Consider the following 12196-nt stretch of genomic DNA (forward strand, 5'->3'; position numbering starts at 1 on the left):
CTCGGAGGGAGGAGCGGACGGGGCTGGAGCCCGGGCCGGGGGTCAAGGGTTGGCGGACGGCACTGCGGAGGGCCGGCTGCCCGGGAGGGACGTCGGCCCCGGGTGCGGCAGGCTGGAGCCCCTCGGGTGGTCTCCGACGGGCTGTCGTCCGCGGGGCGACGCTGGCCCGGTCCGACGGTAGGGCCCGGCCGGGATCGCCGGCGGGTCCGCTGCGAAGGGTACACAGCCGTAACACGGGGCTCAGCGGCGAAAATCACGCTGCACGGCGTGGCGGCAGGAACACGGCGGAAGTTGTCCGTGTCCGGCCCGCCCGGAGGTCGACAGCCCGTGACCATCCTCACCGATCGGCCGGCGTCCGGCATCCCGGTGGCGCACCTCGATCAGGAATCGAGAAGCACCACGGTCCCGGGCGTCGTTAGCGTCCGACTCCCACCACGCGACGGGCGAGAGGACAGCCGTGAGCACAGCGAAGACCGAGAAGAGCAGGCCCACGCCGGCGGAGGGTTTCTCCGCGGAGGAACGGGCCGCGATGAAGGAGCGCGCGGCCGAGCTGAAGGCAGCGGGTCGCCGGGACGGTGGGTCGAAGAAGGCGGCGGCCGAGGAGGCGGACCTGCTGGCGAAGATCGCCGCGATGCCCGAGCCGGACCGGGCACTCGCGGAGCGCGTGCACGCCGTCGTGACCGCCGCAGCTCCCGAGCTGGCGCCGAAGCTCTGGTACGGGCAGCCGGCCTGGGCCAAGGACGGCAAGGTCGTCTGCTTCTTCCGCAGCGGGCAGGCCGACAGGACGCGCTACTCGGTCTTCGGGTTCAACGAGGAGGCGAACCTCGACGAGGACGGCGGCATGTGACCGACGTCCTGGGCGCTGGCCGGGCTGGACGCCGCCGGGGAGAAGGCGATCGCCGAGCTGGTCAGGAAGGCCGTCCGCTGAGGTCCGCCGCCGTCAGCCGGGTTCGGCGGGGCGGTGCTCCTCCTGGCGGACGAGACCCGGGTCGGTCGCCGGCTCCTCGACCGGCGCGGCCGTCCCGGGCGCACCCGCCTGTCCGCCCCGGGTGATCACCTCGCGCGGGCGCCCGCGCTGCCAGACGAAGTAGGCCAGCGCCAGCAGCCCGACGATGATCGCGGTGAAGACGTTGATCCGGACCCCGAACAGGGTCTCCGCCGGATCGGTGCGCATCAGCTCGATCCACAACCGGCCCACGCAGTAGGAGACGACGTACACCGCGAACGCCCGGCCGTGCCCCAGCCGGAAGCGCCGGTCGGCCCAGATGACGAAGGCCGCCGCCGCGAGGTTCCACAGCAGCTCGTAGAGGAAGGTGGGGTGGAACGTGCCCAGGACCACCGGGGCGCCGTCGGGGTCGACGACGGCCCGGCCGCCACTCCACTCGTGGATGGTGAGCGCCCAGGGCAGGTCCGTCGGGCCGCCGTAGAGTTCGTTGTTGAACCAGTTGCCCAGCCGACCGATCGCCTGCGCGACCAGGAGCCCCGGTGCCAGCGCGTCGGCGAACGCCGGCAGCGGGATCCCCCGCCGGCGGCAGGCGATCCAGGCGCCCACGCCGCCCAGGGCGATGGCCCCCCAGATGCCGAGGCCCCCCTCCCAGATGGCGAACGCCCGCATGGGGTCGCCGCCCTCGCCGAAGTAGGCGCGGGGGCTGGAGATCACGTGGTAGATGCGGCCACCGATGATCCCGAACGGCACCGCCCAGACGGCGATGTCCAGCACGTCGCCGGGCGCGCCACCACGAGCGACCCAGCGGCGCTCGGTGAGCAGGACGGCCGCGACGATGCCCGCCACGATGCACAGGGCGTACGCGCGGATCGGCAGCGGACCCAGCTCCCAGACGCCCTGGGTGGGGCTGGGGATGGCAGCCAGGTGGTCGACGACGGTCACGACCGCACTCCCTTCGCGAGCTCCTTCGACAGCGCGCGGACGCCGTCGGCGCCGCGCCCCTCCAGCATCTCGCGGACGTAGGCGGAGCCGACGATGACACCGTCGGCGAAGGCGGCGACCTCGGCGGCCTGGCTGCCGTTGGACACGCCGAGCCCGACGCAGACCGGAAGGCCGTCCGCGACCTCGCGGGTCCGGGCCACCAGGCGCTCGGCGGCGTCCCCGACCGTCGCCCGGGTGCCGGTGACGCCCATGGTGGAGGCCGCGTAGACGAAGCCCCGGCAGGCGGCCGTGGTGGAGCGCAGCCGGGCGTCGGTGGACGACGGCGCCACGAGGAAGACCCGGTCGAGGCCGTGCTCCTCCGACGCGGTCAGCCACTCGGCCGCCTCGTCGGGGATCAGGTCAGGGGTGATCGCGCCGGCTCCCCCGGCCGCGGCCAGGTCGGCGGCGAACCGCGCGACGCCGTAGCGCTCGATCGGGTTCCAGTAGCTCATCACCACCGGCACGGCGCCGGCCTCGGCGACCGCGGTCACCGCCCGCAGCACGTCGGCCATGCCGACGCCCGCCCGGACCGCGACGTCCACCGCCTCCTGGATGACCGGCCCGTCGATGCCCGGGTCGCTGTACGGGACGCCGATCTCGATCGCGTCGGCGCCGCCCTCGACGGCGGCGACCATCGCGGCGATCGACGTGTCCACGTCGGGATAGCCCACCGGGAGGTAGGCGATCAGCGCAGCACGGTCCTCGGCCTTCGCCGCGGCGATCCGGTCGGCCAGTTGACTGCCTCGACTCCGGACTCGCTCCGCTCCTCGCTCCGCAACATCGGTCGCCTCCGCGGTCGCTGCGATGCTCACTCCCGCGTCGTTCTCGGAAGGGCTCACAGCTCCTCTCCCGCGTCCGGGCCGGCGACGGCCTCGTCGTTGCTGACCGCACCCTCGGTCGGCTGCTGGTCGGTGTCCAGACCGGGGCCGGGGTCGACCTCCTCGCGGTCACCGAGGCCGAACCACTGCGACGCGGTCTCCACGTCCTTGTCCCCCCGCCCGGAGAGGTTCACCAGGAGGAGAGCGTCCGGCCCGAGTTCCCGGCCGAGCGTCATCGCGCCCGCCAGGGCGTGCGCCGACTCGATCGCCGGGATGATGCCCTCGGTCCGGCAGAGCAGCGCGAACGCCTCCATCGCCTCGGCGTCGGTGACGGCCCGGTACTCCGCCCGGCCGATGTCGTGCAGGTACGAATGCTCGGGACCGACGCCCGGGTAGTCCAGGCCGGCACTGATCGAGTGCGACTCGATCGTCTGCCCGTTGTCGTCCTGGAGCAGGTAGGACCGCGCGCCGTGCAGCACGCCCGGCGTCCCTCCGGTGATCGTGGCCGCGTGCCGGCCGCTGTCCACGCCGTCACCCCCGGCCTCGAGCCCGACCAGGCGGACGCCGTCGTCGGGCACGAAGGCGGTGAAGATGCCGATCGCGTTGGACCCGCCGCCGACGCAGGCCAGCACCGCGTCGGGGCGGCGCCCCTCCCGCTCGAGCACCTGCTCGCGCGCCTCGTCGCCGATCACCCGCTGGAAGTCGCGGACCATGGCCGGGAAGGGGTGCGGGCCGGCGACGGTGCCGAAGACGTAGTTCGTCGTCTCCACGTTGGTCACCCAGTCGCGGAACGCCTCGTTGATGGCGTCCTTGAGCGTGCGGGAACCGGTGGTCACCGGGATGACCTCGGCGCCGAGCAGCCGCATGCGGGCGACGTTGAGCGCCTGCCGGCGGGTGTCCTCCTCGCCCATGTAGACCGTGCAGGACAGCCCCATGAGGGCGGCGGCCGTGGCCGTCGCGACCCCGTGCTGTCCGGCGCCGGTCTCGGCGATGACCCGGGACTTGCCGATGCGCTTGGTCAGCAGCGCCTGGCCGAGCACGTTGTTGATCTTGTGCGACCCGGTGTGGTTGAGGTCCTCGCGCTTGAGCAGGACGCGGGCGCCGCCGCAGTGCTCGGCGAACTTCGGCACCTCGGTGACCGGGCTCGGCCGCCCGGTGTAGTCGCGCTGCAGCCGGTGGAACTCGGCGAGGAAGGCTGGGTCGACCCGCATGGCCTCGTAGGCGTCGGTCAGCTCGTCGAGCGCGGCGATGAGGGCCTCGGGCACGAACCGCCCGCCGAAGACGCCGAAGTGGCCGGTCTCGTCGGGCCAGCCCGGGCGCGCCGGCAGGAGACGTTCCCCGGGCTGCGTCGGTGGGCTGGTCGTCGTCATGCGCCCAGTGTCCCGCGCCGGGGCCCGGCCGCGGCGCAGGGGGTCTAGCGGGTGGTTCGAGGCGTGGCGGGATGGGCCCCGGCCGTGACCAGGTCGGCGACCGCCTGGCGGGCATCGCCGGCGGTGACCAGGCCCTCGCCGACCAGCACCGCGTCGGCCCCGGCGGCGGCGTAGCCGATCAGGTCGTGCGGCCCCCGGACCCCGGACTCGGCCACCTTGACCACCCCGGACGGCAGGCCGGGGGCGATCTTCTCGAAGGTCGAGCGGTCCACCTCGAGCGTGGTGAGGTCACGGGCGTTGACGCCGATCACGGAGGCGCCGGCGTCCATGGCGCGGTCGGCCTCGGCCTCGGTGTGCACCTCGACCAGCGCCGTCATGCCCAGCGACTCGACCCGCTCCAGCAGCCCCACCAGCGCGTTCTGCTCGAGCGCGGCGACGATCAGCAGGACCACGTCGGCGCCGTGGGCCCGGGCCTCGTGCACCTGGTAGCTGCTGACGACGAAGTCCTTGCACAGCACCGGCACGTCGACGACGGCGCGGACGGCGTCCAGGTCGGCCTGCGAGCCGCCGAAGCGCCGCCGCTCGGTCAGGACGCTGATCACGCGCGCGCCACCGGCGGCGTACTGGACGGCGAGCTGCGCGGGGTCGGGGATGTCGGCCAGGTCGCCCTTGGAGGGGCTGCGGCGCTTCACCTCCGCGATCACGCCCACACCGGGGGCGCGGAGCGCAGCCAGCGCGTCCAGCGCCGGGCGGGCGTCGAGGGCGGCCGCCTTGACCTCGGCCAGCGGGGTCAGCGCCTCACGGGCGGCCAGGTCCTCGCGGACGCCGGCCACGATCTCGTCGAGGACGTTCACGGCTGCGCACCTGTCGACACCGCTGCGCGGCTGCTCACGCGGTCCTCCAGAACTCGCACGGACGTCCCCTCACCAGTCGGATCGGCACAGCCACTCTAGAGGCGGCCCGTGCCACCCCGGCCGGGGGGCCGGTCCACCGGCCTCCGCCAGTTCCGCTACGCGGTGGGGTCCTCGCCGCGGTCCAGCGCCTTCCACGCGGCCTGGGCACGGTCCTCGTCGGTCTGGGGCCGGGCGGGAACCGGCGTCGCGTCCGTCCGCGGGTCCGTCCCCTCGGCGGTCCGCTCGTAGCGCCGCCCCATGCCGGGCCAGCTCCGGCCCCGCAGCACGACGAGGAGCCCGGCGGCCGCTCCGAGCAGGCCGGCCACCGCCGCGAGCACCGGCCACGCGGGGCTGAGGTCGACGGTCCGGACGGCGTCCTCCAGGCCCCCGGTCAGCACCCGGACCCCCGACCACGCCAGCACCCCGCCCGCCACCGCCATCAGCAGACCGACCGCCACCCGGCCCGCGGAGCGGACGGCCAGCAGCGCCACGGCCGCGGCCAGCAGCACCAGACCGGTGGCCGGCACCAGCGGGGCGGTGTCCGCGCCGGACAGCACCTCCACGACGGGCGGCAGCGGCGGCTGCCGTTCCGTCGTCGCCTCCGCCCATCTCTGCCCGCCGGAGACGAGCGCCAGCGCACCGGCGACGGCGGCACCGAGCACGGCGGCCGCCAGCTCGCGGCGCGCGTCCACAGTCCGCTCCCCCGCGGCGCTCACCGCAGCTCCCGCAGCCCCTCCGCCGCGGCGATCGCCGAGAGCACGGCCCGCGCCTTGTGCCGGGTCTCCGCCTCCTCGGTGGCGGGATCGCTGTCGGCCACGATGCCTGCGCCGGCCTGGACGTAGGCACGTCCCCGGTGCAGGACGGCGGTGCGGATCGCGATCGCCATGTCCATGTCCCCGCCCGCGTCGAGGTAGCCGACGGTGCCCGCGTACAGGGCCCGGCGGGTCGGTTCGATCGACTCGATGATCTCCATGGCCCGCGGCTTGGGCGCTCCCGAGACGGTGCCCGCCGGGAAGGTGGCGTCGAACACGTCGAGCGCGTCGAACTCCGGCGCGACGACCCCGGCCACCGTGGAGACCATGTGCATGACGTGGCTGTAGAGCTCGACGCGCATGAAGTCGGGGACCTCGACGCTGCCCGGCACGCTGACCCGGCCCAGGTCGTTGCGCGCCAGGTCGACGAGCATCACGTGCTCGGCGCGCTCCTTGGGATCGGCCAGCAGCCCCTCGGCCAGCCGGACGTCCTCCTCCTCGGTGGCGCCCCGTGGCCGGGTGCCCGCCGGCGGGTGCACGACGGCGGTGTTCCCGGACCCGTCACCGGTGACCGTGACCAGCGCCTCCGGCGAGGAACCGACGACGTCGAACGGGCTCTCCCGACCGGCGAAGCGCAGCAGGTACATGTACGGCGAGGGGTTGGTGGCCCGCAGCACCCGGTAGAGGTCCAGCGCGTCGACGTCGGTGGCCAGCTCGAAGCGCTGGGCCAGCACCACCTGGAAGGCGTCCCCGGCCCGGACGTGTTCGCGGATCCGCTCGACGCCCTCCTCGAAGGCCCCGGGGCGCAGGTTGCTCCGCACCGGAGGGGCGTCAGCCCGCTCGAGCACCGACAGCGCGGGCGGGACCGCCTTCGCCAGGTCGGCAGCCATGGCGTCCAGCCGGGCGACCGCGTCCTCGTAGCCTCCGCCGGCCCGCAGTGCGTTGGCGATCAGCAGCACCGAGCCGTCGGTGTGGTCGAGGACCGCGAGGTCGGTCACCAGCATCATGGCCAGCTCGGGCATGCCGAGGTCGTCGGCGCTGGTCGACGGCAGGCGCTCGAGCCGGCGGACCACGTCGTAGCCGAGGTAGCCCACCAGCCCGCCGGTCAGCGGCGGCAGGCCCTCGCCCCGCGGGGACCGGAGCCGGCGCGCCAGCGTGCGGACCGCGGCCAGCGGGTCGGTCGGCAGGTCGTCGGTCAGCCCCGGGACGTCGTCGCCCAGCCACTCGGTGACGCCGTCGCGCTCGGTGAGGACACCTGCGCTGCGGACCCCGACGAAGCTGTACCTGGCCCAACGCTTGCCCTGCTCGGCCGACTCGAGCAGCACGGTGCCCGGACGGTTGCCGGCGAGCTTCCGGTAGACGCCGACAGCGGTCTCGCTGTCGGCCAGCAACTTGCGGGTGACCGGGACGACCGCCTGGTCCAGTGCCGCGAACTCCTCGGCCGAGGGGCTGGTGACGCCGAACCTCATGCCGTACCGCCCACGACGGCCGGGAGGGGCCGGAAGAAGCAGCTGCGCTCGCCGGTGTGGCAGGCGGCGCCCTCCTGGTCGACGAGGAGCAGCAGGGCGTCGCCGTCGCAGTCGAGCCGCACCTCGCGCACCCACTGCCGGTTGCCCGAGGTCTCGCCCTTGACCCAGTACTCCCCCCGGCTGCGGGACCAGTAGGTGGCCCGGCCGGTGGTGAGGGTGCGGCGCAGCGCCTCGTCGTCCATCCAGGCGACCATCAGCACCTCGCCGGTGTCGTGCTGCTGCACGACGGCGGCCACGAGGCCGGCCGGGTCGCGGCGCAGCAGCGCGGCGACCTCCGGGTCGAGCACGGTTCCGGGAGCGGGCGGGACGGCGGACATGCCGTCCAGTCTGCCGTGCCGGGCGGTCAGACCTGCCCGGAGGGCGGGACGACGCCGTCGAACCAGCGGCGGCCCGGGCCGAACAGCAGCATGCCGAGGCCCACCAGCGGGCCGGCGGCGAAGAACAGCGCGAGCGCCGTGATCGTCCCCTCCGTGTCGTAGCCCCCGATCTCGGAGTTCAGCCGCACGGCCCAGTAGACGGCCAGCACCACCTGGACGGCCAGCGCGGCCAGGAGCAGCAGCCCGGCCGCGCGGCGCCGGCTGTTGAGCGCCCACACGCCGGCGCCGATCAGCAGCACCGCCGAGATCAGCTGGACGATCGCGAGCGCCGTGCCCTCCGTGGCGAGGGAGTCCAGCGTCGACGAGGGGAGCTCGTCGGTCGCCGCGACGGCGACGTCGGCGATGGAGGCGAAGAACCACAGGTACACCGAGGCGATGATCACCACCAGGGACTGCGCGAAGGCCAGCACCGCCGCGGTGATCAGCTGTCCCGGGCGCTGCGGTGGGCGCGGCGGGAGCGGGTAGCCGTAGGCCGCCGGCCCCCACGCGGGGGCGCCCCACGGCTGGGCCGGGTAGCCGTATGCCGGCGGCTGACCGTAGGGCTGGCCGGCGTAGGGCTGGGCGGGGTACTGCTGGGTGGCGTACTGCTGGGGTGCGGTCTGCGGCGGCCCGGCGTACGGGAGGCCCGGCTCGGTCGGGGTGGCCGGATCGGCCCACGGGCTCGATCCCGGACCCCCGTATCCCGACGTCACAGCGCTGCCGCCGCGGCCCGGCCGGCTACCCGGCCCGAGAAGATGCAGCCGCCGAGGAACGTGCCCTCCAGCGACCGGTAGCCGTGCATGCCGCCTCCGCCGAACCCGGCGACCTCCCCCGCCGCGTACAGGCCGGGGAAGACGTCGCCACCGGGGCGCAGGACCCGGGCCGACAGGTCGGTCTCGAGCCCGCCCAGCGTCTTGCGGGTGATGATGTTGAGCCGGACCGCGATGAGCGGACCCGCCTCGGGGTCGAGGATCCGGTGCGGCTGCGCCACCCGGATGAGTTTGTCCCCCAGGTAGTTGCGTGCCGCCCGCATCGCGTTGATCTGCATGTCCTTGCCGAACTCGTGGGCGATCTCCCGGTCACGGCTGACGATCTCCCGCTCGATCGTGCCGAGGTCCAGTTCCGGCGTCCCCCCGGTGATGCGGTTCATCCCGGCCACGAGCTCGGGCAGGGTGTCGGCGACGACGAAGTCCTCCCCCTTGTCGAGGAAGGCCTGCACCGGCGGGGCCATGCCGGCCTTCACCCGGGTGGCCAGCAGGCGGACGTCCTTGCCGGTGAGGTCGGGGTTCTGCTCGGAGCCCGACAGCCCGAACTCCTTCTCGACGATCTTGGAGGTGGCGATGAACCAGGTGTGCTCGTATCCGGTGGTCCCGATGTGGGCGAGGGTGCCCAGCGTGTCGAAACCGGGGAACAGCGGCACGGGCAGCCGCTTGCCCGTCGCGTCGAACCACAGCGACGACGGCCCGGGCAGGATCCGGATCCCGTGGTCCGCCCAGATCGGTGAGTGGTTGGCGATCCCCTCGGTGTAGTGCCACATGCGGTCGCCGTTGACGACGCTGGCGCCGGCGTCCTGGGTGGCCTGCAGCATGCGGCCGTCGACGTGGGCCGGGACGCCGGACAGCATCCGCCGCGGGGCGGGGCCCAGTCGGGCCGGCCAGTTCTTGCGGACCAGCTCGTGGTTCCCCCCGATGCCGCCGGCGGTGACGAGCACGGCCTGTGCGGTGATCTCGAAGTCGCCGGTCTCGGTGCGCGAGCTCGCCTCGCCGCGGGCGATGGAGCTCGGCTCCAGGACCGCACCCCGGACGCCGGTGACGGCGCCCCCGGTGACGACCAGCCCGGACACCCGGTGCCGGAAACGCAACTCGACCCGGCCGGCCGCGACGGCCGCCCGCACGCGCTTGGCGAACGCCTCGACGATGGCCGGACCGGTGCCCCAGACGATGTGGAAGCGCGGCACCGAGTTGCCGTGCCCGGTGGCCGTGTATCCCCCGCGCTCGGCCCAGCCGACCACCGGGAAGAACCCGATGCCCTGCTCCTTGAGCCAGGACCGCTTCTCCCCCGCGGCGAACTGCAGGTACGCCTCGGCCCACTGGCGTGGCCAGTGGTCGGAGTCGCGGTCGAACCCGGCGGTGCCGAACCAGTCCTGGCGGGCCAGCTCCAGGGAGTCGTGCACCCGCAGCCGGCGCTGCTCCGGGGAGTCGACGAGGAAGAGGCCACCGAAGCTCCAGAAGGCCTGCCCACCCAGGGATCCCTCCGGCTCCTGGTCCACGAGGATCACCCGCTTGCCGGCGTCGGCCAGCTCCGCGGTGGCGACCAGGCCGGCCAGGCCGGCGCCCACGACGACTGCATCTGCCTCGACTGTGCTCACGGTCACGACGCTAGCGGGCCGCCGTGGCCGTGCGCCGTCCCCCCGGCGGGCGACGCCCCCGTGTCCACTCCCGGACGGGCCGCTGCAGCGCGAGGACCAGGCAGGTCACCGGACCCACGAGCAGCAGCACGGTGGACAGGACCGCCTGCTCGCCGCCCAGCACCGCGAAGAACGCCGCGAGGACCAGCAGCCCAACCAGCGTCAGCACCGCCGTCCCGGCGAGGACGGCCCAGCCCCGCGCCCGGCCGGACCAGACCAGCGCCGCGCCCGCGAGCGCGAGGGCGGCAAGCACGAGCGGACCGACCATGAACCAGTCCCAGCCGACTTCCGGCGTGTACAGCAGCCAGGCGAGGTAGCCGTCCTCGGCGGCCACCAGCAGACCGAAGAAGGCGGCGAACGGGACGACGAGCGGGCGCTCCGGATCCGGCTCGGCCGCGGGGCGCGCACCCGGCCGTGGCGCGGACCTCGGGGACCGCCGCGCGGGCGCGCGGCTGCGCGAGGAGGACGACGGCATGGCTCGGAGGGTAGGAGGCCGACCTCGCCCTGTGCCCGCCGTCCTCGCGGTGCAGGGCGAGGACGGCGACCCGTCGGTGAGGTCGGCGGGCTCAGGAGACCCGGCGCACGCCCTTGACCCGCGCTGTGGCGGTGAACTGCCGCACCGCAGGACCGGGCACGGCCAGCAGTCCGCGCAGACGCCGCTCCGCGCGCGACCAACCCGGCCCGACGTCCGTGTCGGCCAGCCGGACGACGCGGATGTCCAGTGCTCGAAGCTCGTCCTCGCGCCGCTTCTCCTCCCACAACACCCGTTCCGGGCTGCGCCCGCGCCACGGGTCGGTGTACTTGACCCGGCCGTCGAACTCGATCGCGACGGCGGCCTCGTCGAACCAGGCATCGACCACGCCCACGAGCCGCCCACCGGCGCGGATCTCGACCTGCAGGTCGGGGAGAACGAGGCCGGCCCCCACGATGCGCAGCCTGCCTCGGGTCTCCAGTGGCGATTCGGCGCGCCCGTCAGCGTGAGCGGTGGCCCGTGCCGCCCGGCCTGCCCCGGGCCAGTGACGGACGGCGACGGTGGCGCGGCGGAGGTCGTCCGGCGTCGTGTGATCGGCCAGCAGGGCGGCGTCCATCGCGACGACGGCGTCCTCCAGCGCCCACTCCCGCGCGCAGTCGACGAGGGTCCGCGCCGCCGAGGTGAGCGGCACGGGCCCGTCCGCCAGCGCTCCTGTGCCGTCACCGGTGCGCAGGTCATGAGGTAGTCGCTGCCGCGCCGCCACTGCAACGGGTCGGTGAGCCTGATGACCGGCGAGACCGTCCGCGGCGTGGGGAACTGCCACAGTCGGGCGGCCGAGACGTGGCTCACCAGCGCGGACGGACGGTCCAGGCCCAGCAGGACGGCCAGGCAGTCGACGTCGTGGCGGCGTCCCGTCGTCTCCGCTTCGGCGATGGACGCTGCGCCGGCGAGGACGCCGCGTCGGAGCCGGACCCAGGTGCCGGAGCGGCACAGGGCGCGGATCTCGGACGGCGCGTAGCCGGCGCGGAGGGCTTCTGCCGTGGTGAAGAGCCCGAGTCGGCGCTCGGCAGCGGCGCGGAGTGCGGGATGCATGCGCCGATGCTGCGGTGCAGGTCGCTCGGCGCGGGATGCGCCTCAGGTTCTGTGGACGGTGCGGCCTCCTGTGCATCGCGGTCCTCACCGGGGCGCCTCCACCCTCGTGCTCCAGCACGAGGTCGGCGGCCGGACAGTGAGGACCGCGGGTTCAGCCGGGAGGCCGGAGGCTGCTCGTGGGCCGCCGCCGGGCGGCCACCCACGAGCGCACGGGGGGCAGCACCGCCAGGACGGCGGTGAGCAGCGGCACCAGCACGGTGAAGACGCCGAAGAAGCCGGCCCCCCAGCCCCCGGTGACGTACCCGTAGACCAGGAGCAGGGTGAGCAGGGCGGCAGGCAGCGCCAGCACGAGCCAGGACCGTCCGGCCAGGAGCATCGCGGCGCCGACCAGGAGCCCGAGGGCGAGGATCACCGGCACCGCGAGCAGCAGCCAGGCGCTGCCCTCCAGCTGACCCCCCGAGAACGCGAAGGCCGCCATGGCGAAGATCGCCGGGACGAACGCGGCGATCAGCCCCAGCACGGCGGCCGCGATCGCCGGGACGGGCGGCATGCGGTCGACCGGACCGGCAGGAGGGTGCAC

13 protein-coding genes and 1 pseudogene are annotated in these 12196 nt (G+C 74.5%); 1 reads left to right on the forward strand and 13 read right to left on the reverse strand.

Going from position 1 to position 12196, the window contains the following annotated elements; genetic code table 11:
• The first annotated feature begins 457 nt into the window (after positions 1 to 457).
• Positions 458 to 847: a DUF1801 domain-containing protein gene (locus CRP30_RS17975; RefSeq protein WP_200814844.1), complete on the forward strand. Its 390-nt coding sequence runs from the start codon at positions 458 to 460 to the stop codon at positions 845 to 847.
• A gap of 93 nt (positions 848 to 940) precedes the next feature.
• Here CRP30_RS17975 and lgt read toward each other — a convergent pair whose 3' ends face one another.
• The 13 genes and pseudogenes from lgt to CRP30_RS18035 form a co-directional block, all read right to left on the reverse strand.
• Complete coding sequence (gene lgt, locus CRP30_RS17980; protein WP_235003522.1) at positions 941 to 1888, reverse strand: prolipoprotein diacylglyceryl transferase; 948 nt, start codon at positions 1886 to 1888, stop codon at positions 941 to 943.
• On the reverse strand, positions 1885 to 2739 hold the full coding sequence (trpA, locus tag CRP30_RS17985) for a tryptophan synthase subunit alpha (protein ID WP_235003523.1): 855 nt from the start codon (positions 2737 to 2739) through the stop codon (positions 1885 to 1887). The genes lgt and trpA overlap by 4 nt, the downstream gene beginning before the upstream one ends.
• Positions 2740 to 2762: 23 nt before the next feature.
• Positions 2763 to 4115, reverse strand: a complete 1353-nt coding sequence (trpB, locus tag CRP30_RS17990; protein WP_097185403.1) for a tryptophan synthase subunit beta — start codon at positions 4113 to 4115, stop codon at positions 2763 to 2765.
• A 44-nt stretch (positions 4116 to 4159) separates the two neighbouring features.
• Positions 4160 to 4969 carry an indole-3-glycerol phosphate synthase TrpC gene (trpC, locus tag CRP30_RS17995; protein ID WP_097185404.1) on the reverse strand — a complete coding sequence of 270 codons (810 nt, stop codon included), beginning with the start codon at positions 4967 to 4969 and terminating at the stop codon, positions 4160 to 4162.
• Positions 4970 to 5124: 155 nt separating this feature from the next.
• The gene (locus CRP30_RS18000) at positions 5125 to 5700 is read right to left on the reverse strand and encodes a Trp biosynthesis-associated membrane protein (protein ID WP_097185405.1); all 576 of its coding nucleotides are present in this window, start codon (positions 5698 to 5700) and stop codon (positions 5125 to 5127) included.
• 20 nt (positions 5701 to 5720) lie between these two features.
• Positions 5721 to 7229, reverse strand: coding sequence for an anthranilate synthase component I (locus tag CRP30_RS18005; protein ID WP_097185406.1), 1509 nt, complete (start codon positions 7227 to 7229; stop codon positions 5721 to 5723).
• A complete protein-coding gene (hisI, locus tag CRP30_RS18010) occupies positions 7226 to 7606 on the reverse strand; it encodes a phosphoribosyl-AMP cyclohydrolase (RefSeq protein WP_097185407.1) in 381 nt (126 codons plus the stop codon). Before hisI ends, CRP30_RS18005 begins: the two co-directional genes overlap by 4 nt.
• A 26-nt stretch (positions 7607 to 7632) precedes the next feature.
• Entirely contained in the window at positions 7633 to 8358 is a 726-nt protein-coding gene (locus CRP30_RS18015; RefSeq protein WP_097185408.1) for a DUF4064 domain-containing protein, read from the reverse strand.
• Entirely contained in the window at positions 8355 to 10013 is a 1659-nt protein-coding gene (locus CRP30_RS18020; protein WP_097185655.1) for an FAD-binding dehydrogenase, read from the reverse strand. The genes CRP30_RS18015 and CRP30_RS18020 overlap by 4 nt, the downstream gene beginning before the upstream one ends.
• A 10-nt stretch (positions 10014 to 10023) precedes the next feature.
• The gene (locus CRP30_RS18025; RefSeq protein ID WP_097185409.1) at positions 10024 to 10527 is read right to left on the reverse strand and encodes a hypothetical protein; all 504 of its coding nucleotides are present in this window, start codon (positions 10525 to 10527) and stop codon (positions 10024 to 10026) included.
• Between the two features lie 91 nt (positions 10528 to 10618).
• On the reverse strand, positions 10619 to 11215 hold the full coding sequence (locus CRP30_RS23125) for a hypothetical protein (protein ID WP_235003564.1): 597 nt from the start codon (positions 11213 to 11215) through the stop codon (positions 10619 to 10621).
• A 320-nt stretch (positions 11216 to 11535) separates the two neighbouring features.
• Positions 11536 to 11616: pseudogene (locus CRP30_RS23130) on the reverse strand (hypothetical protein); the annotation flags it as partial.
• A 151-nt stretch (positions 11617 to 11767) separates the two neighbouring features.
• Entirely contained in the window at positions 11768 to 12196 is a 429-nt protein-coding gene (locus CRP30_RS18035) for a hypothetical protein (RefSeq protein WP_143278493.1), read from the reverse strand.

Origin of the sequence: Blastococcus haudaquaticus, from assembly GCF_900230285.1 — a bacterium.
Taxonomy (GTDB): Bacteria; Actinomycetota; Actinomycetes; order Mycobacteriales; family Geodermatophilaceae; genus Blastococcus_B; species Blastococcus_B haudaquaticus.